Origin of the sequence: Streptomyces sp. NPDC021020 (genome assembly GCF_044333285.1) — a bacterium.
Lineage (GTDB): Bacteria > Actinomycetota > Actinomycetes > Streptomycetales > Streptomycetaceae > Actinacidiphila.
Genome location: NZ_JBIRQQ010000007.1, coordinates 431,326 through 451,605 on the forward strand (window position 1 = coordinate 431,326; position 20,280 = coordinate 451,605).

Here is a 20,280-nt window from a genome sequence, read left to right on the forward strand (position 1 = left end):
CGGGCCCGGGGTGCGTACTAACCGTCCGTCCGCAGCCGCGGCAGCAGCAGCGCCACCAGCAGCGCGGCGAAGGCGAAACCGGCGCCGATGAGGAAGGCCTCGTGGAAGCCGCTCGCCCGGGCCGCCCGCAGGCCGCTCGCGGACGGGCCCGACACCGCGTGGCCGATACGGGTGAAGGCCGCGGTGGACACGACCGCCACGCCGACCGCGCCGCCCGCCTCCTGGCTGGTGGTGATCAGCCCGGCGGCCACCCCCGACTCGCGCCCGTCCACCCCGAAGGCCGCGGCGATCTGCAGCGGCACGAAGGACATCCCGAGCCCCACGCCGACCAGCAGGAAGGGTGGCAGCACCCGGCCGGCGTACCCGGCGTCCACGGGCAGAGCGGCGAGCAGCAGCAGCCCGGCCGTGGCCAGGGCGAGGCCCGCGGCGAGCACCGCCCTGGCCGGGAGCCTGGTGACCAGGCCGGAGGCGACGCCCGCCCCCACGATCACGGCGACGGCCAGCGGGACGTAGGCCAGTCCGGTCCTGAGCGCGTCGTAGCCCAGCACCTGCTGCATGAACAGGCTCGCGAAGAAGAACAGCGTCCCCATCGCCCCGAGCATCAGCATCGCGCCGATGTTGGCGGTGCGCAGTGCGCGCAGCCGGAAGATGCGCATCGGCAGCAGCGGCGCCGCGGTGCGGAGTTCGACGGCGACGAAAGCAGCGAGCAGCAGCGCCGCGCCGGCCAGGCCGCCGACGGTGCGCACGGTGGCCCAGCCCGCCGTGACGGCCTGGTCGAGGGTGAAGATGAGCAGCAGCAGTCCCGCCGTCAGGCTCGCCGCGCCCGCGGCGTCGAAGCGGCGCGGCCCGTCGTGCTCCACGCGGCTCTCGGGCAGCACCCGCGGTGCCAGGAGGAGGGCGGCGAGCGCGACGGGCACGTTGATGAAGAAGATCCACCGCCAGCCGGGGCCCTGGGTGAGCAGGCCGCCGAGCAGCACCCCGACGACGGAGGCGACACCGGCGAGCGCGCCCCAGATGCCGAGCGCCTTGTTGCGCTCGGCGCCCTCGGGGAAGGTCGTGGTCAGCGCGGACAGCGCGGCGGGCGCCGTCAGCGCGGCGCCCAGGCCCTGGACGGCGCGGGCGGCGATCAGCACGCCGGGCTCGTGCGCGAGCCCGGCGGCGAGCGAGGCGGCGCCGAAGAGCGCCATGCCGGCCCGCAGCAGGCGGCGCCGGCCGAGCATGTCGGCGAGCCGCCCGCCGAGCAGCAGGAAGCCGCCGAGGACGGTGCCGTAGGCGGTCACGACGAGCTGCAGGTCGCCGTCGGCCATGCCGAGGCCGTGCTGGAGGGAGGGCAGGGCGACGTTCACGATCGTGACGTCGAGGTAGACCATCGACTGCACCACGCAGAGGAAGGCCAGGACCAGGCCGGGGCGCACGACGGCCGGGAGTTGCGGTGCGGAGCCGCGCCGGGCGGCGGTGAGTGACATGGCCGGGACGCTAGCAACGCGGATATAGTAGGTACCTAGAGGATAGTGACTCCGGTCCTCCCGTCCGAGTCCGGAAAGGCGAAGCAGCCATGCCCGAGATGATGTCCCCGCCCGCCGGCGCACGTCCCGCGCGGGGCGCCGCCGCGGGGGTCCAGGCGGAGCCGTGCCCGATCGGGCCGGTCGTGGACCTGGTGTTCAGCCGCTGGACGACGCCGATCCTGTGGGCGCTCAACGAGTTCGGGCGGCAGCGCTTCGTGGAGCTGGAGCGCCGGATCGGCACGATCACCCCGAAGGTGCTCACCCAGCGGCTGCGCCAGATGGAGCGCGACGGCCTGGTGGTGCGCACGTACCACCCGGAGGTGCCCCCCCGGGTGGAGTACGAGATCAGCGAGCTGGGGATGAGCCTCGCCCCGCTCTTCCACCACCTCACCGAGTGGTGGCGCGAGCACGCCGGCGACGTGGCCACGGCCCGTACCGGCTACGACGACCACGGCGCTCCGATGCCCTGACGGCGCCGGACCGGGCGGCACAGGTCAGTCCCGGTGGCCGCCCCCGGCGAGAGCCGCGTCGATACGGGCGCGGTGCTCGGCCTCCCAGGCGTCGAGGTCCTGGGCGGCCTCCTTGGCGAGCTTCGTGCGGGCCGCCGCCAGCACCTCGGCCGCCCGCCCCGCCGGGACGACGGCGACGCCCTCCTCGTCGGCCACAACGATGTCACCGGCGTGCACCCGGACGCCGCCGCAGTCGACCGGCTCGCCCAGCGGCAGCACCGCGGACTTCACGCCGGGGCAGGGCACGATGCCGCGGGCGAGCACCGGGAAGCCCATCTCCCGGATCTCGGCCAGGTCGCGGATCACCCCGTCGATGACGAAACCCGCGATGCCGCGGCGCTGCGCGACGGCGCAGACGTTGCCGCCCGCGACCGCGTAGTCGGTGTCCCCGGCCGCCATGACGACCACCGAACCCGCCGGGGCCCGGTGGATCGCGGCGTGCAGCATGAGGTTGTCGCCGGGCGGGCAGCGCACGGTGAAGGCGGGACCCGCGATCCGCGGGGCCGGCCCCCACAGCGGACGCAGCCCGTGGTCCATCACCTGGCCGCGTCCGAGGACGTCGGCGAGGGTCGTCGGGGAGATCTCCCGGAAGTCGTGCGCGTCGCCCATGAGCGGCCTTTCCGTGCGGGGCGCTCCCGGCCGGGAGCGCCCCTGGCACGTTACCCGGCGGTCAGCCGGTCGCGAGGGCGGGGTCGCTGACGCCCGGCAGGCCGTTCTCGACGTGCCCGGCGAGGCGGCGCAGGAAGGCCTGGTCGTGGTCGGCGGTCACCGTCAGGTCGTACCAGCGCCTGCTGCGGGCCAGGTCGACCGTGTGGGTCTCGCGGTGGCCGGGGCGCAGGGTGCAGGCGGCGTGGTGGCCGTCGTAGGAGTTGCGGACGGTCAGCCGGACGTCGGTGCGGCCGTTGTTGACGAGGGTCAGCTCGACCCGGCCGGTCGCGGCCTGGTGCCGGGCGGTCACCTCGGGCCCGGCGTGCGCGGTGGAGCCGCGGAAGGCGCGCAGGAATCCGGCCGGGCCGTACGCGGTCACGTCGTAGCCGCCGTCGCGGTCCGCGGTCTCCCACCGGCCGCTGACGGTCCGGCCGGCCGCCGCGGTGTACGTCCGCGGGGCGTCCTCTCCCGCGGCGGTGACGTGGAAGCACGCGCCCGCGCCCGCTCCGGCGAAGAAGGTGAGGGTCAGCGCGCCCTTGTCCGGGGACACCGAGGCGTCCACCAGCGGGGCGTACGGCAGCGGGCGGGTCGGGCGGCTGCCGGGCTCCTGCACGGGCAGCTTCTGGTGGGCCGGCGGTACGGGCACGTAGCTGTCGTGCCGGTCGCCGTCCTGCGGGCGGTAGCCGTCGGTGGCGGGCAGCGGGGCGGGCCGCTCGCGGGCGAGGGAGAAGTCGAAGGCCGAGGTCAGGTCGCCGCAGACGGCGCGGCGCCACGGTGAGATCTGCGGCTCGTGCACCCCGAAGCGGCGCTCCATGAAGCGCACCAGCGAGGTGTGGTCGAAGACCTCGGAGCACACGTAGCCGCCGGTGCTCCACGGGGAGACGACCGTCATCGGCACCCGCTGCCCGAGCCCGTAGGGCCCCGCGGCATAGGTGCCGTTGCCCGGGAAGACCTCCAGGTCGGTGCTGACGGTGGAGGCGCCGCGGCCGGCCGCGGGCGGGGCGAACGGCGGCACCACGTGGTCGAAGTAGCCGTCGTTCTCGTCGTAGGTGAGGAACAGCGCGGTCCTGCTCCACACCTCGGGGTCGGCGGTGAGCGCGTCCAGCACCTGCGAGATGTACCAGGCGCCGTAGTTGGCGGGCCAGTTGGGGTGCTCGGAGAAGGCCTCGGGGGCGGCGATCCAGGAGATCTGCGGCAGCCGCCCGGCGGTGACGTCGGCGCGCAGCACGTCGAAGAACCCGTCGCCGGCCGCGGCGTTCGTGCCGGTGCGGGCCTTGTCGTAGAGCGGGTCGCCGGGCTGGGCGTTGCGGTAGTTGTCGAAGTACAGCAGCGAGTTGTCGCCGTAGTTGCCGCGGTAGGCGTCCTGGATCCAGCCCCAGGAGTGCGCGGCGTCCAGGCCGTCGCCGATGTCCTGGTAGACCTTCCAGGAGATCCCGGCCCGCTCCAGCCGCTCGGGGTAGGTCGTCCACGAGTAGCCCAGCTCGGAGTTGTCGACGACCGGGCCCGCGCCCTTGCCGTCGTTGCCCGTCCAGCCGGACCACATGTAGTAGCGGTTCGGGTCGGTGCCGCCGATGAAGGAGCAGTGGTAGGCGTCGCAGACGGTGAAGGCGTCGGCGAGCGCGTAGTGGAAGGGGATGTCCTCGCGGGTCAGGTACGCCATCGTGGCTGCGGACTTGGCGGGGACCCAGCGGTCGTAGCGGCCGTCGTGGACGGCCGCGTGGCTGCCGGTCCACTCGTGGTTGAGGCCCTCGATGAACTGCATGCCGAGGTCACCGGCGTCCGGGTGGTAGGGCAGCACCTCGTTGCCCGCCCCGTCGGGCTGGTGGAAGACCGGCTTGCCGTTGCCCAGCAGCACCGGGCGCGGGTCGCCGAAGCCGCGTACCCCGCGCATCGTGCCGAAGTAGTGGTCGAAGGACCGGTTCTCCTGCATCAGGACGACGATGTGCTCGATGTCCTTGATGGTGCCGGTGCGGCGCCGGGCCGGGATCGCGGCGGCGCGGGCGATGCTGCCGGACAGGGCGCTGAAGCCGGCGGTGGCGCCGGCGATCTGCAGGAACCGCCGCCGGGTGGGTTCGGCCATGGGTCGGAACACCTCTTAGCTCGTCGAGGGTGCGGGAGTCCGGGGATACGGAGGGAAGGCGGTCCCACAGCAGCGACCCCGGGCGAATCGCCCGTGTCGGCCGTGTGACTTACCGCGGTACGCGTCGCGAACAGCCGCCCGCGGTACGGCGGAAGCGCAGGGGCCGGGCGGCGGCCGGCGGCGCGGACCCGCGGCGGCGGTCCGCGGTGCGGCGCGGCCGGCTGCTTCCGCCCCGCGGTGGACAGCCGGTGTTCAACTGGGCGTCGCCGGAGGGCGCGAGTCTTCACGCGATCCCAGCCCATGCACCAAGGAGCAATGATGGTCGCACAGATGGAGACCCCGGAGCCGTCCGCGTCCGGTGACCGCCTCAGCCGGCGCACCGCGGTCGGCCTGCTGGGCAGCGCGGGGGTGGGCGCGGTCGCCGTGCCGCTGCTGGGCGCGGGCACCGCGGCGGCCGCCCCGGCCGGCGCGCCCGCCTTCCACCCCGCACCCGACGCGGGCGGCGCCTCCCCGGTGCTGGGCCTGCACCTGACGTTCGGCAAGGACCCGTCCAGCCAGATGGCGGTGTCCTGGATCACCGACGGCCCGGTCAAGCGCCCCCGGGTGCTCTACGGCACCCTGGAGCACGGCCTGGGCTCCGGCGCGGCGGCGCGGACCCGCACCTACACCGACGGCAAGTCCGGCCGCACGGTGTACGTCCACCACGTGCTGCTCGGCGGGCTGCGCCCCGGCACCGACTACTACTACCTCGCCTCGCACGACGGCGGCACCCCGGACAGCGGCACCTTCCGCACCGCGCCGCGCGGCCGTCAACCGCTCACCTTCACCAGCTTCGGCGACCAGTCCGCCCCGCAGGTGACCTGGGCGGCGGACGGCACGGTGGCGCTGGACGCCAACTCGACGCCCGCCACGATGGACATCGTCGCCGGCGTCGAGCAGGTCGCGCCGCTCTTCCACCTGCTCAACGGCGACCTGTGCTACGCCAACCTGGACGTGGACCGGGTGCGCACCTGGAACAACTTCTTCGCCAACAACGCGCGTTCGGCCCGCTTCCGGCCGTGGATGCCCGCCGCGGGCAACCACGAGATCGAGTCCGGCAACGGCCCGCTGGGACTGGGCGCCTACCAGGCGTACTTCGAACTGCCCTCGACCGAGACGGACGACGAACTCGCGGGCCTGTGGTACGCCTTCACGGCCGGATCGGTGCGGGTCATCGTGCTGCAGAACGACGACGTGGCCCTCCAGGACGGCGGCGACAACTATGTGCACGGCTACTCCGGCGGGCGCCAACTGGCCTTCCTGGAGCGGGAGCTGAAGGCCGCGCGGCGGAGCAAGGACGTCGACTGGATCGTCGTGGCGATGCACCAGGTGATGATCAGCTCCTCGGACGCCAACGGCGCGGACCTCGGCCTGCGGGCGGCGTACGGGCCGCTGTTCGACCGCTACCAGGTCGACCTCGTCGTGTGCGGCCACGAGCACAACTACGAGCGCTCGCTCGCGGTGCGCGGCGTGGTGAGCGGCAGCGAGACGCTGACCCCGAACCCGGCGTCGACCCGCACCGACGACATCGACACGAGCCTCGGCACCGTCCACATGGTGCTGGGCGGCGGCGGTGTCTCGGGCACCACCAACCAGTCGTTCTTCAAGGACGGCACGGCCAAGGTGATCACCGCGGTGGCCGACAGCCGCCCCTCGGGCGGCGGCAAGCGCGCCGCGACGTACGTCAAGGAGCAGGCGGTCTGGACGGGCGTGCGCGACGTCGAGCACCCGTACGGCTTCGCGGCCTTCACGGTCGACCCGGGACGCTTCCCCGGTGACACGACCCGGCTGCACGTCACGTACTACAACGTGAACAAGCCGCACGGCCAGCTGTCGGTCTTCGAGCAGTTCACGCTGCACCGCAGGCGCTCGGACGGCCGCGGCTGACACCCGGCCGGCGAGCGGAGGGCGGCCCGCGGGACTCCGCAGGCCGCTTTCCGCACCCTCCGTCGCGGCGACCGGGGGTCACCGGCCGTGCGCGGAGTGCCCGCCCGTCCCGCCCAGTGGCGCCGGGCGGGACCGCCGCGTGGCGCGGAAGGCGAAGGTGCGCAACCCTTGACGTACGGGTGTGGCATCTTGCCCGAGGTTCGGGCGGAGGGAGAGTCCGACATGGCCGGCGAAACGCGCACCGGCGGGCAGCGGACCGACCGGGATCCGATCGTGCGGCGCATCGCGGAGCGCCGTGCCCAACTGGGCCTGAGCGAGAGCGCTCTGTCCACCCGGGCGGCGATGTCCCCCCGGTATCTGCAGCACCTGCTGGACTCCGGCCCGGATTTCGACCCGGGCGGTCTGGTACGGGTGGCCGCGGCGCTCGACCTCACCTACCAGGAGCTCATGGAGGGCCGCCGCGACCCGCCGCCCGGGCAGCCGGAGGCGGCGCCGCGCCCGGTGCTCGCCCACCTCAGCACCGACGAGTGCTGGGACCGGCTGGGCACGCACGGCGTCGGCCGCATCGCGGTGCCGGTGCAGCCGGGGCCCGCGGTGCTGCCGGTGAACTACCTGGTGGACGGGGGCACGGTGGTCTACCGCACGGCGTCCGGCGGGCCCGCGGCGCCCGCGCCCGGCGAGGGCGTGTCCTTCCAGGTCGACCAGATCGACGACCACCTCAGCCGCGGCTGGAGCGTCCTGCTCACCGGCACCGCCGAGCACGTCGACGACCCCGCGCAGACCGAGGTGCTGGCCTCCCGCGCCCAGGAGCCGTGGGCGGGCGGCGACCGCCCGCTGTGGATACGGGTGCGGCCCAAGAGCGTCACCGGCCGCCGTATCGACACCGAGTGACCGGACCCCGGTAGCCGCGGCGCGGCCCCGTACCGACCCACGACCGACTGCCGGCGGTTCCCGCGCCGGGCGAGCCGAAGGGACCGCGGCATGGAGGACGGCTGGGCCTGGCGCTACGCGGGCTACGACCCGGAGCGCGAGCAGCTGCGCGAGGCGCTGTGCACGCTCGGGAACGGCTACTTCGCGACCCGCGGCGCGGCGGCCGAGTCCCCGGCGGGCGGCGCGCACTACCCGGGCACGTACGCGGCCGGCTGCTACAACCGGCTGACGTCGCAGGTCGCGGGGCGCGAGGTCGACAACGAGGACATGGTCAACCTGCCGAACTGGCTGCCCCTGCGGGTGCGCCCGGCGGGCGGCTCCTGGTTCGGCCCCGACGACTGCGAGGTGCTCGACCACGAGGTCGTCCTCGACCTGCGCCGGGGCACGCTGGAACGCCGGATGCGGCTGCGGGACGGCGCGGGGCGCATCCTCGCCACGACCGAGACCCGCCTGGTGCACATGGGCGACCCGCATCTCGCCGCGCAGCGGCTGGTGGTCACCGCGGAGGGCTGGAGCGGCGAGCTGGAGATCGAGGCGGGGCTCGACGGCGACGTCACCAACAGCGGCGTCGCCCGCTACCGCGACCTCGACGGCCGCCATCTGACCGGCCACCGCACGGGCGCGCGGGGCCAGGACACCGGCTGGCTGACCTGCCGCACGTCCAGCTCCGGCATCGAGGTGGCGCTGGCCGCCCGCGTCCGCGCGACCGGCGCGGACGTGCGCGCGCAGCCGCCCGTGCCGGGCGGGCGCGGGGTGCTGCGGCGGCTGACCGCGGCGGTGGGCGGCACCCGGGAGGTGACCGTCGAGAAGGTTCTCGCGCTGCACACCTCACGGGACCCGGCGATCCACGACCCGCTGAACGCCGCGCTGGAGCGGGCGGCGCGCGCGGGAGACGTCGCGGTGCTGCTCGCGGAGCACACCACCGCGTGGGCGCGGCTGTGGGAGCGGGCCAGGATCCAGGTGCCCAACGCCGTGGGCGGGGTGCTGCGGCTGCACCTCTTCCACGTCCTCCAGACGCTGTCGCCGCACACCGCGGACCTCGACGTGGGGGTGCCGGCCCGCGGGCTGCACGGCGAGGCCTACCGCGGGCACGTCTTCTGGGACGAGCTGTTCGTGCTGCCCTTCCTCAACCTGCATCTGCCCGAGGTGTCGCGGGGGCTGCTGATGTACCGGCACCGGCGGCTGGACGCGGCCTGCCGGGCGGCGCGGGCGGAGGGGCGGCAGGGCGCGATGTACCCGTGGCAGAGCGGCAGCGACGGCCACGAGGAGACCCAGCGGCTGCACCTCAACCCGCGCTCGGGCCGCTGGCTGCCGGACCACACGCATCTGCAGCACCATGTCGGCTCGGCGGTCGCGTACAACGTCTGGCAGTACTGCCTGGCCAGCGGCGACACCGCCTTCCTGCACGGCGAGGGCGCCGAGATGCTGCTGCAGGTCGCCCGCTTCTGGGCGGGCACCGCGGTGTGGGACCCGGGGTACGAGCGCTACCGCATCCGCTCGGTGGTGGGCCCCGACGAATACCACACCGCCTACCCGGGGGCGGACCGCCCGGGGCTGGACGACAACGCGTACACCAACGTCACGGCCGCGTGGGTGCTGGCCCGCGCACTGGAGCTGGTGGACGCGATGCCCGCGCCGCGCCGCGACGAGCTGTTCGAGCGGCTGGGGATCGGCGCGGACGAGCCGGAGCGCTGGCAGGACGTCTCGCGGCGGCTGCGGGTGCCCTTCCACGCGGGCGTGATCAGCCAGTTCGACGGCTTCGGCGAGCTGGACGAGCTGGACTGGGACGGCTACCGCGCGCGCTACGGCGACATCCGCCGGCTCGACCGGATCCTGGAGGCGGAGGGCGACAGCGTCAACCGCTACCAGGCGTCCAAGCAGGCCGACGTGCTGATGCTCGGCTACCTCTTCCCGCCCGCGGAGCTGACCGCGCTCTTCGCCCGGCTCGGGCACACCCTGGACGACGAGCTGTGGGCGCGGACGGTGACCCACTACCTGGCGCGTACCAGCCACGGCTCGACGCTCAGCGGCCTGGTGCACGGCTGGGTGCTGGCCCGGCTGCGCCGCGAGGGCGCCTGGGCGCACGTGCGGGAGGCGCTGCTCGGTGACGTCGCCGACCTCCAGGGCGGCACCACCGGCGAGGGCATCCACCTGGGTGCCATGGCCGGGACGCTGGATCTGGTGCAGCGCGGGCTGACCGGCCTCCAGCCGCGGGGCGACTGCCTGCGGCTGGACCCGGTGCCGCTGCCGCAGCTGTCGCGCTTCTCGCTGTCGCTGCGCTACCGGGAGCACTGGGGCGTCGACCTGGCGCTGCACGGCGGCCGGCTGCGGGTCGGGGTGCCCGACTCCGGCCAGGACCCGATCGCGGTGGCGGTCGACGGGCGCTCCTACGAGGTCGCACCGGGCCGCGAGGTCACGGTGGAGCTGCCGCGCTGAGGGCGCCGCCGGTCAGGTGCGCAGCGTCAGCTCCTCGTGCCGGGGCTCGCCGAGCACGACCTTGAGGGCGCCGGTGTCGGCGGCGCCGGCGAAGACCTGGTACGCCTCCTCCATCCGCCCGAGCTCGAAGGTGTGGCTGACCAGGACGGACGCCGGGAGCCTGCCGTCCACCAGCATGCGCAGCAGGTCGGGGGTGGAGTAGGTGTCGACCAGGCCGGTGGTCAGGGTCAGGTTCCTGATCCACAGGTCCTCCAGGTGCAGCGTGACCGGCCTGCCGTGCACGCCGACGTTCGCCAGGTGGCCGCCGGGGCGGACCATGCGGGCGCACAGCTCGAAGCTGTCCGGGCGGCCGACCGCCTCGACCACCACGTCCGCGCCGAGGCCGCCGGTGAGGTCGGCGACCAGCTGCTCGCTCTCGGCGACGCCGGCGATCGCGTCGGCGCCGACCCGCTTGGCCGCGTCCAGCCGCCCCGGCGCGAGGTCGACGGCGATGGTGCGGGCGGGCGAGAACAGCTGGGCGGTGGCGATCGCGGCGAGCCCCACCGGCCCGGCGCCGACGACCACGACGGTGTCGCCGGGCCGCACCCGGCCGTTGAGGACGCCCACCTCGTAGCCGGTGGGGAAGATGTCGGCGAGCAGCACGGCCTGCGCGGCGTCCACCGCGGCGGGCAGCGGGTGCAGCCCGAAGTCCGCGAAGGGCACCCGTACGTACTCGGCCTGCGTGCCGTCGACGAGGTGGCCGAGGATCCAGCCGCCCCCGCCCAGGCACTGCCCGTACGCGGCCTGCCGGCAGTAGCGGCAGCGCCCGCAGCCGGTGACGCACGACACCAGCACCCGGTCGCCGGGGCGGACCCCGTGGACCGCGGCGCCGGTCTCGACGACCTCGCCGACCGCCTCGTGGCCCAGCACCGTGCCCGGCCGCACGTCCGGCACGTCGCCGCCCAGGATGTGCAGGTCGGTGCCGCAGATGGTGGTGGCCTCGACCCGCACGATGGCGTCACCCGCGTCCTGGAGCACGGGGTCCGGCACATCCTCCCAGCCGGACCGGCCGGGACCGTGGAAGACCATGGCCTTCATGGGGATCATCTCCTCGCAACCCGCGGACGCCCCCTGGCTCCATGGTGGCCGCAGCCGCCCCGTCACGCATGTGGCGCGGCCGCGCGCCGGGCGGGTCAGCGGCGGCGGGCCAGCACCAGCCGGGCGCGGGGGCTGCCGTCGGGGCGGCGGCCGAGGGCGGTCAGCGGGGTGAGGGTGACGTCGAAACCGGCCGCGGTGAGGTCGGCGCGGACGGCCGGGAGCGGGAAGGTGCGGTAGTACATCACGAAGGGCGGGCGGCGCACCGCGTTGCGTACCCGCATGGCGGCGTCGAAGCCCGCGAAGGCCCAGTACCAGGGCGACCGCAGCGGCGGGGGCGCGCCCACGGGGAAGGCGAACAGCCCGCCGGGGCGCAGCGCGCGGTGGACCTGTGCGAAGAGCCCGGGCCGCTCGGCGGGCAGGAAGTGGCCGAAGGCGCCGAAGCTGACGGCCAGGTCGAAGGCTCGCGCGAAGGGCAGGGCGCGCGCGTCGGCCCGTACCCACGTGCGTCGCGGGCCCTCCGCGGGGGCGGCCCGGGCGCGGGCGAGCATCCCGGCGCTGAAGTCGACGCCGGTGATCCGGGTACGGCACAGCGGCGCGAGCACCCGCGTCCCGGCGCCCGTGCCGCAGCACAGGTCGAGACCCGCGTCGAAGGGGCCGAGCGGGGCGAGCGCGGCGGTGGTGGCGTCCAGGAAGAGGTCGGGGGTGCGGAAGGGGGTGGCGTCGAAGGCGGGGGCGAGCAGGTCGTAGCCGCGCTCGACGGACGACAGCGCCTGGACCGCCAGCTCGCGCAGGGTGGGCCCCTCGGGTGAGAACACCCGGCCAAGGATAGGCGGGCCGCCTGCCCCCCGCGGGGTGCTCATCTGCCGCGGCGGCGCTCCCGGGCGGCGTAACTGCGCAGCGCCCGCAGGAAGTCGACCTCGCGGAAGGCCGGCCAGTGGGCGTCGCAGAAGTACAGCTCGGCGTACGCGGCCTGCCACAGCAGGAAGTTGGACATCCGCTGCTCGCCGCTGGTCCTGATCACCAGGTCGGGGTCGGGGTGGCCGGCGGTCCACAGGTGGCGGGCGATGTCGGCCGGTTCGAAGGCGGCGGCGGCATCGGCCAGCGAGCGGCCCTCCTCGGCGTGCTCGGTGAGCAGTTCGCGCACCGCGTCGACGACCTCCTGGCGGCCGCCGTAGCCGATCGCGAGGGTGACGTGGTTCCCGGTGGTGACCTCCCGCCCGGCGTCCACGGCCTCCTTGAGCGCGTGCGCGGTACGGTCGGGCAGCACCGACAGGTCGCCGGCGACGTGGAGCCGCCAGCGGGCGCCGGGGCGGGCGAGCCGCTCGGTGACGACCTGGGTGATCAGGTCCATGAGGAAGCCGACCTCGGCCTCGCCGCGGCGGGCCAGGTTCTCGGTGGAGCAGACGAAGACGGTGACATGGCGGATGCCCAGCGACTCGCACCAGGCCAGGACGTCGTCCACGTGCTCGGCCCCGGCGCGGTGGCCGAGGCTGGGGCCGGCCAGCCCGGCCTTGCGGGCCCAGCGGCGGTTGCCGTCCATGATCAGCCCGATGTGCCGGGGCAGCGCGCCGCCGCGGAGCCTCCGGCGCAGCCGGCGGACGTAGAGGGCGTATACGGGTGTCGTGATCCGCACGGCGGTCTCCCCTTCCCTGGCGCCCCTGAGGTCCCGAGGCGCTCCCTGGGCTCTCCCCTTGCTTTCCTGACCGAAGACTAGGGTGAGCGGGCCGATCTAGGGGCTGCGACCGGCAGCGGCACCCCGTAAGGGGGAGCGCGAGGGCGGGAAAGTGCTCTCCTCGACCCCGGTGCCCGGGTCCGCGGGGGGTGGGGTGGAAGCCGCAGCCCGGTGGCGGCGTGCGCGGGCGGGCGAGCGTATTCCCGGTATCGATGTGCGCTTTCCCTCATCGTCATGAAACGGAACCGTCATTCCTGATGGCTTATCCTGTATTCCGGAATGATCGTTCCGCTTCACTTCTGAAGGAGTTCCATGGCGTCCGAGACCCGGCGCACGCACCACCAGGTCACGTTCGCGGTCCTTGCGGCGGGTGTGACGGCGTATTCGCTGCTCCAGTCCCTGGTCACGCCGGTGCTGCCGACGATCCAGGAAGACCTGCACACCAACCAGAACACCGTGACGTGGGTCCTGACCGCCTATCTGCTGTCGGCCTCGATATTCACGCCGATCATGGGCCGCATAGGCGACATGATCGGCAAGGAGCGGGTCTTCGTCGCGACCCTCGGCGCGCTGGCCGCCGGGTCGCTGCTCGCCGCGCTGGCGACCAACGTCCAGGTGATGATCATCGCCCGGGCGATCCAGGGCATCGGCGGCGGTGTGCTGCCGCTCGCCTTCGGCATCATCAGGGACGAATTCCCGCGCGAGAAGCTCAACGGCGCGGTCGGCATGATCGCCTCGCTGCTGGCGGTCGGCGGCGGGCTCGGCATCGTGCTGGCCGGCCCGATCGTCAACGCCCTGGACTACCACTGGCTGTTCTGGCTGCCGATGATCCTCACGCTGGCCTCGGCGGTGGCGGCCTTCTTCTTCGTCCCCGAGTCGCCGGTGCGCACCCCGGGCCGGATCAGCTGGACACCCGCGGTGCTGCTGTCGGCCTGGCTGGTGGCACTGCTGGTCGCCCTGAGCGAGGCCCCGACGTGGGGCTGGGCCTCGGGCAAGGTCATCGGCCTGCTCGTGGCGGCCGTGGTGCTCGCGGTCGGCTGGGTGCTCGTCGAGAACCGCGCGGCCACCCCGCTGATCGACATGAAGATGATGGCCCGCCCGGCGGTGTGGACCAACAACCTGGTGGCGCTGCTGGTCGGCGTCGGCATGTACGCGGTCTTCGCCTTCCTGCCGGAATTCGTGCAGACCCCGAAGTCCACCGGCTACGGCTTCGGCGCGAGCATCACGCAGTCCGGCCTGATCCTGGTGCCGATGTCGGTGATGATGTTCCTGGTCGGCCTGGGCAGCAACAACCTGTCCAACCGGATCGGCGGCAAGAAGGTCGTCTTCATCGGCTCGCTCATCGGCACCCTGTCGATGGCGCTGCTGGCCTTCGCGCACACCAGCACCTGGGAGCTGTACGTGGCGACCGGCATCATGGGCGCGGGCTTCGGCCTCACCTTCGCGGCCATGTCCAGCCTGATCGTCAGCGCGGTCCCGCCCGCGCAGACCGGTGTCGCCAGCGGCATGAACGCCAACATCCGCACCATCGGCGGCTCCATCGGCGCCGCGCTGATGGCCAGCGTCGTCACCGCGAGCCCGGCCGCCGACGGCCTGCCGCGCGAAGCCGGCTACACCAACGGCTTCGCGATGCTCGGCGGGGCGCTGCTCATCGCGGCGGTCGCCGCGCTGCTCATCCCGGTCACGCGGCGCACCACCCGGATCGACTTCGCCGACGAGCCGCAGCACCCGGAGTTGGCGATGGTCCCCGGGGGTACGGTCGTGGGTGACAAGCCCGAATGAACCGGGGCGGCCCGCGGGAGTGAGTGAGCGACGATGACAGGTCATGCGCGCACCAGGGACCGGGCGCCCGAACAGGCGGCGCCCCACCCGCGGACGCCGTCCGCGCCGCCCGCCCCGGACGCCCGCGCTGCGGAGGACCGCGGCGCGGACGGGCCGGAGGGCCAGCCCGCCCGGCCCATGCGGCGAGACGCCGTACGCAACCACCAGCTGGTGGTCGAGGCGGCGCGCGACGTCTTCTCGGAGTTCGGCACCGACGCCAGCATGGAGCTCATCGCCTCCCGCGCCGGGGTCGGCGTCGGCACGGTCTACCGGCGCTTCCCCAACAAGGAGGCGCTGGTCGACGAGATCGCCGGGCTGATGCTCAAGGAGCTGACCGAGGTCGCGCGGCGCTCGCTCGCACTGCCCGACGGGGCGGGCCTGGAGGCCTTCCTGCGGGTCATCGGCCGCTCGCTGAGCGAGCACCGCGGCTACGCCGACAAGCTCGTCGGCCACAAGGCCTCCTGCGTGGAGCTGCTGCGCGACCGGATCACCGAGCTGCTCGTCCAGGCGCAGCAGTCGGGCCGGGTCGCGGCGGGCGTCGAGCTGGGTGACGTGATGGCGCTGATCTGGGGCCTGCGCGGGATCGTCGAGACCGGCGGCTCGGTCGTGCCGGACGCCTGGCGGCGGCATCTGGACATCCAGCTCGCGGGCCTGCGCTCGGTGGCCGTCCCGCAGGACAGCCCACCCGCCGCCACCCGCGAGCAGCTGCGCCGGATCGGCACGGCGACGGCCGCCGCCCGCCACGGCGCGGGACACCACCAGCGCGGCTGAGCGGACCGCCCGGGTACGGGGCGCGGGCACGGGCCCGGACCGTACGGCCGGTGCGCCCCGCGCGCCCGGAGCGCGCATCCCGGCGTACCGGGGCACGCCGTGCATGTGGCCGCGCCCCGCGCGCCCCGGAGACCCGCACACGAGAGCGGCACGCCGGGAACGGCGTGCCGTGACGTGCAGGCGGGGCGGTCGGCCCGCACGGAGGTGCGGCTCGGTCGGCCCCGCACGGGGTGCAGGGCTGTCGGCCCCGCACGGGCTCCGCGGACCGGCCGACCCCCGCACCGGGGTGCGGTGCGTCAGCCCCGCGCGCCCCGGAGACCCGCACACGAGAGCGGCACGCCGGGAACGGCGTGCCGCGATGTGTCGGCGGAGCGGTCGACCCCGCACCGAGGTGCGGGACGGCCGGCCCCGCACGGGCCCCGCACGGCGATCAGCCCCGACGGAGGGGGCGCGGGGCGTCAGCCCTGCGCGAGGATGCAGGGCGGTTGGCCCCGCACGGGCTCCGCGGAGCGATCGACCCCCGCACAGGGGCGCGGGGCGTCAGCCCTGGCGGGCCTTCGCTCGCGGGTCCTTGCGGTTGATCACGTAGACCTTGCCGCGGCGGCGGACGATCTGGGCGCCCGGCCGGTTCTTCAGCGAGCGCAGCGAATTGCGTACCTTCATTTTCCGGCCTTTCTCCTCGTATGCCGGCCAGCCGGTCATACTTTGTCGTGCACGCACCACAACGGCGGCAGCCCGGCGTTCATTCCGCACGGCGCCGCGCGCACGGAGGGCACGGCATGAGCCAGGATTCCGCGGCCGGGGACGACGACTTCTCCCCCGGTTACTCCAGCCCCGACTTCTCCAGTCCGGACTTCTCCGGCCCGGACGACACGATCGGCGATTTCAAGGTGCCCGACTTCACCGTCCCGCCCTTCGAGGGCCCGGACTACGAGGCCGAGGACGCCGACGACCTCGTCCCCGAGGAGGCCGGGTTCTCCCGGCCGGGCTATTCCAGCCCCGACTTCAGCTCGCCGGACGACACCGGCACCGACCGGGAGGACTGACCCTCAGCCGCGCCGCGGCGGCTCCTGCTCCAGGGCCGCCGCCGCGGCGCGGACGACCGCGGCGGTGAGCGCGGCCAGCGGCGGCGAGTCGAGCTTCCACTGCTGCCAGTAGAGGGGTACGTCCACCGGCCGCTCCGGCGCGAGGGCGGTCAGCGCTCCCGCGGCCACGTACGGCGCGGCCTGCCCGTCCGGGATCGCGCCCCAGCCGAGCCCGGCGGCGACCGCGGCGGCGAAGGACTCCGACGCGGGCACGTACGTCCGCGGCTGGCCCGAGGTGCGGCGGCCGGGCGCGAGATCCCGCAGGAAGGCGTCCTGGATGTCGTCCTTGCGGTCGAAGACGATCATGGGCGCGGCGGGCAGCTCCTCCGCCAGCGGGCCGCCGGCGAGATACCGGGCGGCGAAGGCCGGGGCGGCGTACGCGCGGTAGGTCATCCGGCCGAGCGGGCGCACCGAGCAGCCCTGCACGGGCTCCGGCGACGACGTGACCGCGGCCATCACCCTGCCCTGGCGCAGCAGCAGCGCGGTGTGGTCCTGGTCGTCGCGGTGCAGGTCGAAGCAGATGTCCGCGGTGGCGGCGGCCTCGGCGAGCGCGGGCAGGAACCAGGTGGCGAGCGAGTCGGAGTTGACCGCTACCGACAGCGTCGCGGGCCCGGTCGCGCCGGCCAGCCCCAGCTCCGCGCCCGCGTCCTGCTCCAGCCGGGCGAGCTGCCGCCCGAAGCGCACGACGACCTCGCCGGACGCGGTGGGCCGCACCGGCTTGGAGCGCAGCAGCAGCACCCGCCCGGTGCGCTGCTCCAGCGCCTTGACGCGCTGGCTGACCGCGGAGGGCGTGACGTGCAGCCGCTCCGCGGCCGCCTCGAAGGTGCCCTCGTCGACGGCAGCGAGCAGGGTGCGTACCTGGTCCAGCGGAAGTCCGTCTGTCATCACATTCGCTAATCTTACCTAAGAAACCTGAGCTGGACTGTTGCAGTCCGGCTTCCTACTCTCGGAACATGACCACCGCACTGCTCGCCGCCCTGGCCGGCCTCGGCACCGGCCTGTCGCTCATCGTGGCGATCGGCGCACAGAACGCGTTCGTGCTGCGGCAGGGGATACGGCGCCAGCACGTCGCCGCGGTGGTGGCGATCTGCGCGCTGTCCGACGCCGTCCTGATCTCGGCGGGCATCGGCGGCGTCGGATCCGTGCTCCGCGCCTGGCCGTCCGCGATCACCGCGATCGGCCTGCTCGGCGGCGCCTTCCTCGTCTCGTACGGGCTGCTGGCCGCCCGCCGCGCGGTGCGCCCGCAGGCGGCGCTGACGGCGGCGGACGGCGGTGGCGGCTCGCTGCGGACGGCGGTGCTCACGTGCCTGGCGATGACCTGGCTGAATCCGCACGTCTACCTCGACACCCTGCTGCTGCTCGGCTCGGTCGCCAACGGCTACGGCCACTCGCGGTGGGGCTTCGGGGCGGGCGCGGTCACCGGCAGCGTGGTGTGGTTCACCGGTCTGGGCTTCGGCGCCCGGCTGCTGGAGCGGCCCTTCTCCCGCCCCGGCTCGTGGCGGGCGCTGGACGCGGCCATAGCGTGCACGATGATCACTCTGGGCGTGCTGATGGCGGTACGGGCCTGACCCGTACCGCCCCCGGCGCGGGCGTCAGGCGGCGTCCGGACGCGGCTCGCCGTTGCCCCGGATCGGCCGGAAGCCGATGACGGCGGCGTCGTCGCGCCGGTCGGCCGCGGACGCCAGCAGCCGGGCGCACAGCGCGGTCAGCGACAGCCCCTCGGTGCGCGACCGTGCCGCCTCCCCGGCCAGCGCCGCCATGCCCTCGCTGATGTCGGTGCCCGGCACCTCGATCAGGCCGTCGGTGTAGAGCAGCAGGGTGTCCCCGGCCGCCAGGTCCTGGTGCCAGGTCCTGCGGGCCATGGACGGCGACACGCACAGCGGCAGGTCCGGCCCCGCCCCCTCCAGGAAGCGCGGCGGGCCCGCGGCCGGGAGCAGCAGCGGTGGGGGGTGCCCGGCGTTGGACCAGGCCGCCTGCCAGCCGCCGGCCCCGCGCGGTACGAGGTGCGTGTGCACCGCGGTGACCAGCGGCGCGATGCCCAGCCCCTCCACGACCCGGTCGAGCCGGGCCAGGCTCTCGGCCGGGGTGCCGGGGTGCGCCGGGTCGTAGGCGATGACCCGCAGCATGCTGCGCAGCTGGCTCATCGCGGTGGCGGCGTCCAGGTCGTGCCCCGCGATGTCGCCGATCGTGAGGGTGACCGAGCCGTCGGGCAGCAGCAGCGAGTCGTACCAGTCGCCGCCGATCTCGGCCGTGGTGCTCGCCGGCTGGTAGTGCGCGGCGAGCTCCGCGCCCGGCACCCGGGGGGTGGGCGTGAGCAGCGAGCGCTGGAGGGTCAGCGCGGTGTGCCGGGTGCGCTGCAGCTCCATGGCCTGCCGCAGCGGGTCGCGCACCTCGTGCAGGACCTCGCCGAGCAGCTGGAGGTCGGCGGGGCCGGGCGGCGGGCTGTCGGCGCAGCCCACGGCGGCGGCGAAGGCGGCGACGGCCGCGTCGATCACGATCGGGACCAGGGCGACGCTGGTGGCCCGCGCCTCGCGCAGCCACTGCGCGGACATCTCCGCCAGCGCCCCGGCCGGCGGCTCGCCCGGGGGGAAGGTCAGCAGCCGCGGACGGCGGGTCTCCACGACCTCGCGGGCGACCGGGCCGAGCGGCCGCGGCTCCCCGCCCAGCGGCGGGGTCGCGGGCAGCCCGTCCCGCGCGGTGGCGGCCACCCGGGAGGCGGACGGGCCGCCGCCGGGGGCCTCCTGGCCCATGCCGTGGCCGGGCAGCAGGAAGACGGTGCAGGCGTCGGCCAGCTCGGGCACCACCGCGGCGGTGACGGCGGCGAAGGCCTGCGGCACGTCGGCGGCGGCCGTCACCGTCGCCACCCGGGCCAGCAGCCGCTCGCGCAGCCGGTTGCGCCACTGGTCCTCGACGTCCGCGGTGGTGCCGATCCACTCGACGGCGACGTTGCCGCGCACGATCGGCACCGCGCGCGACTGCACGTGCCGGTACGTGCCGGAGGCGGTGCGCATCCGGAAGGTGCACACGAACATCGACGGGGTGTCGGCGGCGGCCTCCCGCCAGGTGTGCACCAGCCGGTTGCGGTCGTGCGGGTGGACCGTGGCCAGCCACTGCTGGTCGATCACCGGGCGCCACGGCACCCCGGTGAACTCCTCGAAGCCGCCCACCAGCTCGGAGATCTCGCCGCTGGGCTGCATCAGCCAGACGATCTGGCTGACCGCGGACATCAGCGCCTCGTAGCGCTGGAGCGCCTGGTGGCGCTGCTCGGAGAGCTGCTCGGCGCGCACGGCCGCCGCGACCTGCGCGCTGGTGTCGATCGCCACCGCGAGCACGCCGGGGCCGTGCCGGGAGACCACCGGCGAGCAGCTGTAGACGAAGTGCTGGGCGCCGGGCGAGCCGGGGGCGCTGCCGTCGGTGGTGCGCGGCGAGGTGACCTGGCGGGCGACGCCGTCGCGTCGGACGTCGTCCAGCATCTCCACGAACCGCGCCGCGGCGGGCTCGCCGAAGGCCTCGCGGGCCGGGGCGCCGAGCGGACGCGGACCGAAGAGCCGGTGGAAGGCGGCGTTGTAGTAGACGAGCACGTGCTCGGCGCCGGCGGTGATGGCCACGGGCACGATGGCGTTGTCGAACACTTCCGGTTCGAGTTCGGGCACGCCCGTGTCCTGGCCGCTGCGGCTCATCCTCCGATCATCCCGCGGAGCGGCCCACGGGGCGCGCCGAGCCAGCCCCAGCCGGGTTCCGGCCCGCCCCCGGGAGAGCGCTCCCCGGACCCCGGCCCGCGGGAACGCGGCGCGGGCGGCCCGCGCACGCCCGGGACGGT

General features: G+C 74.7%; 17 protein-coding genes. 8 read left to right on the forward strand and 9 right to left on the reverse strand.

Annotation, left to right across the window (positions count from 1 at the left end):
* Positions 1-17: 17 nt before the first annotated feature.
* Entirely contained in the window at positions 18-1,466 is a 1,449-nt protein-coding gene (locus tag ACH4SL_RS23240; RefSeq protein WP_398448518.1) for an MFS transporter, read from the reverse strand.
* 98 nt (positions 1,467-1,564) lie between these two features.
* Between ACH4SL_RS23240 and ACH4SL_RS23245 the strand changes: the two genes are divergently transcribed.
* Positions 1,565-1,975, forward strand: coding sequence for a winged helix-turn-helix transcriptional regulator (locus tag ACH4SL_RS23245; RefSeq protein ID WP_398448780.1), 411 nt, complete (start codon positions 1,565-1,567; stop codon positions 1,973-1,975).
* Positions 1,976-1,999: 24 nt separating this feature from the next.
* On the opposite strand, the gene ACH4SL_RS23250 is transcribed toward ACH4SL_RS23245, so the two are convergent.
* Entirely contained in the window at positions 2,000-2,623 is a 624-nt protein-coding gene (locus ACH4SL_RS23250; RefSeq protein ID WP_398448520.1) for an RraA family protein, read from the reverse strand.
* A 61-nt stretch (positions 2,624-2,684) separates the two neighbouring features.
* Positions 2,685-4,742, reverse strand: a complete 2,058-nt coding sequence (locus ACH4SL_RS23255) for a phosphocholine-specific phospholipase C (protein ID WP_398448523.1) — start codon at positions 4,740-4,742, stop codon at positions 2,685-2,687.
* A 318-nt stretch (positions 4,743-5,060) separates the two neighbouring features.
* Between ACH4SL_RS23255 and ACH4SL_RS23260 the strand changes: the two genes are divergently transcribed.
* The 3 genes from ACH4SL_RS23260 (at position 5,061) to ACH4SL_RS23270 (ending at position 10,034) form a co-directional block, all read left to right on the forward strand.
* Positions 5,061-6,668, forward strand: coding sequence for a purple acid phosphatase family protein (locus ACH4SL_RS23260; RefSeq protein ID WP_398448783.1), 1,608 nt, complete (start codon positions 5,061-5,063; stop codon positions 6,666-6,668).
* 222 nt (positions 6,669-6,890) lie between these two features.
* Positions 6,891-7,559: a helix-turn-helix domain-containing protein gene (locus tag ACH4SL_RS23265; protein ID WP_398448525.1), complete on the forward strand. Its 669-nt coding sequence runs from the start codon at positions 6,891-6,893 to the stop codon at positions 7,557-7,559.
* A gap of 90 nt (positions 7,560-7,649) precedes the next feature.
* Positions 7,650-10,034, forward strand: coding sequence for a glycoside hydrolase family 65 protein (locus ACH4SL_RS23270; RefSeq protein ID WP_398448527.1), 2,385 nt, complete (start codon positions 7,650-7,652; stop codon positions 10,032-10,034).
* A gap of 12 nt (positions 10,035-10,046) precedes the next feature.
* Here ACH4SL_RS23270 and ACH4SL_RS23275 read toward each other — a convergent pair whose 3' ends face one another.
* The 3 genes from ACH4SL_RS23275 to uppS form a co-directional block, all read right to left on the reverse strand.
* Entirely contained in the window at positions 10,047-11,111 is a 1,065-nt protein-coding gene (locus tag ACH4SL_RS23275; protein WP_398448530.1) for an alcohol dehydrogenase catalytic domain-containing protein, read from the reverse strand.
* 95 nt (positions 11,112-11,206) lie between these two features.
* Positions 11,207-11,926, reverse strand: a complete 720-nt coding sequence (locus ACH4SL_RS23280; protein WP_398448532.1) for a class I SAM-dependent methyltransferase — start codon at positions 11,924-11,926, stop codon at positions 11,207-11,209.
* 41 nt (positions 11,927-11,967) lie between these two features.
* Entirely contained in the window at positions 11,968-12,744 is a 777-nt protein-coding gene (gene uppS / locus ACH4SL_RS23285; protein ID WP_398448534.1) for a polyprenyl diphosphate synthase, read from the reverse strand.
* A 351-nt stretch (positions 12,745-13,095) separates the two neighbouring features.
* Here uppS and ACH4SL_RS23290 point away from each other — a divergent pair, with 351 nt between their 5' ends.
* Complete coding sequence (locus tag ACH4SL_RS23290; RefSeq protein ID WP_398448536.1) at positions 13,096-14,565, forward strand: MFS transporter; 1,470 nt, start codon at positions 13,096-13,098, stop codon at positions 14,563-14,565.
* Positions 14,566-14,598: 33 nt separating this feature from the next.
* On the forward strand, positions 14,599-15,375 hold the full coding sequence (locus ACH4SL_RS23295; RefSeq protein WP_398448538.1) for a TetR/AcrR family transcriptional regulator: 777 nt from the start codon (positions 14,599-14,601) through the stop codon (positions 15,373-15,375).
* Between the two features lie 540 nt (positions 15,376-15,915).
* Here the strand turns inward: ACH4SL_RS23295 and ykgO are convergent.
* Positions 15,916-16,038: a type B 50S ribosomal protein L36 gene (gene ykgO, locus ACH4SL_RS23300; protein WP_398448540.1), complete on the reverse strand. Its 123-nt coding sequence runs from the start codon at positions 16,036-16,038 to the stop codon at positions 15,916-15,918.
* A gap of 116 nt (positions 16,039-16,154) precedes the next feature.
* On the opposite strand from ykgO, the gene ACH4SL_RS23305 reads away from it, so the two are divergent.
* A complete protein-coding gene (locus tag ACH4SL_RS23305; RefSeq protein WP_398448542.1) occupies positions 16,155-16,421 on the forward strand; it encodes a hypothetical protein in 267 nt (88 codons plus the stop codon).
* Positions 16,422-16,424: 3 nt separating this feature from the next.
* On the opposite strand, the gene ACH4SL_RS23310 is transcribed toward ACH4SL_RS23305, so the two are convergent.
* Entirely contained in the window at positions 16,425-17,345 is a 921-nt protein-coding gene (locus ACH4SL_RS23310) for a LysR family transcriptional regulator ArgP (RefSeq protein WP_398448544.1), read from the reverse strand.
* 68 nt (positions 17,346-17,413) lie between these two features.
* Between ACH4SL_RS23310 and ACH4SL_RS23315 the strand changes: the two genes are divergently transcribed.
* Positions 17,414-18,028 (forward strand): LysE/ArgO family amino acid transporter, encoded by a 615-nt coding sequence (locus ACH4SL_RS23315; RefSeq protein ID WP_398448546.1) that lies wholly within the window; start codon positions 17,414-17,416, stop codon positions 18,026-18,028.
* Between the two features lie 24 nt (positions 18,029-18,052).
* Here the strand turns inward: ACH4SL_RS23315 and ACH4SL_RS23320 are convergent, their stop codons facing one another.
* Positions 18,053-20,140 (reverse strand): SpoIIE family protein phosphatase, encoded by a 2,088-nt coding sequence (locus tag ACH4SL_RS23320; RefSeq protein WP_398448548.1) that lies wholly within the window; start codon positions 20,138-20,140, stop codon positions 18,053-18,055.
* Between the last annotated feature and the right edge of the window lie 140 nt (positions 20,141-20,280).

Excerpts from the sequence above, each read along its gene's own strand:
- ACH4SL_RS23255 (WP_398448523.1), bottom strand. The coding sequence starts at position 4,742 with ATGGCCGAACCCACCCGGCGGCGGTTCCTGCAGATCGCCGGCGCCACC.
- ACH4SL_RS23320 (WP_398448548.1), bottom strand. The coding sequence starts at position 20,140 with ATGAGCCGCAGCGGCCAGGACACGGGCGTGCCCGAACTCGAACCGGAA.
- ACH4SL_RS23305 (WP_398448542.1), top strand. The coding sequence starts at position 16,155 with ATGAGCCAGGATTCCGCGGCCGGGGACGACGACTTCTCCCCCGGTTAC.
- ACH4SL_RS23240 (WP_398448518.1), bottom strand. The coding sequence starts at position 1,466 with ATGTCACTCACCGCCGCCCGGCGCGGCTCCGCACCGCAACTCCCGGCC.
- ACH4SL_RS23250 (WP_398448520.1), bottom strand. The coding sequence starts at position 2,623 with ATGGGCGACGCGCACGACTTCCGGGAGATCTCCCCGACGACCCTCGCC.
- ACH4SL_RS23290 (WP_398448536.1), top strand. The coding sequence starts at position 13,096 with ATGGCGTCCGAGACCCGGCGCACGCACCACCAGGTCACGTTCGCGGTC.
- ACH4SL_RS23295 (WP_398448538.1), top strand. The coding sequence starts at position 14,599 with ATGACAGGTCATGCGCGCACCAGGGACCGGGCGCCCGAACAGGCGGCG.
- ACH4SL_RS23310 (WP_398448544.1), bottom strand. The coding sequence starts at position 17,345 with ATGACAGACGGACTTCCGCTGGACCAGGTACGCACCCTGCTCGCTGCC.
- ykgO (WP_398448540.1), bottom strand. The coding sequence starts at position 16,038 with ATGAAGGTACGCAATTCGCTGCGCTCGCTGAAGAACCGGCCGGGCGCC.
- ACH4SL_RS23275 (WP_398448530.1), bottom strand. The coding sequence starts at position 11,111 with ATGAAGGCCATGGTCTTCCACGGTCCCGGCCGGTCCGGCTGGGAGGAT.
- ACH4SL_RS23245 (WP_398448780.1), top strand. The coding sequence starts at position 1,565 with ATGATGTCCCCGCCCGCCGGCGCACGTCCCGCGCGGGGCGCCGCCGCG.
- ACH4SL_RS23265 (WP_398448525.1), top strand. The coding sequence starts at position 6,891 with ATGGCCGGCGAAACGCGCACCGGCGGGCAGCGGACCGACCGGGATCCG.
- ACH4SL_RS23315 (WP_398448546.1), top strand. The coding sequence starts at position 17,414 with ATGACCACCGCACTGCTCGCCGCCCTGGCCGGCCTCGGCACCGGCCTG.
- ACH4SL_RS23260 (WP_398448783.1), top strand. The coding sequence starts at position 5,061 with ATGGTCGCACAGATGGAGACCCCGGAGCCGTCCGCGTCCGGTGACCGC.
- ACH4SL_RS23270 (WP_398448527.1), top strand. The coding sequence starts at position 7,650 with ATGGAGGACGGCTGGGCCTGGCGCTACGCGGGCTACGACCCGGAGCGC.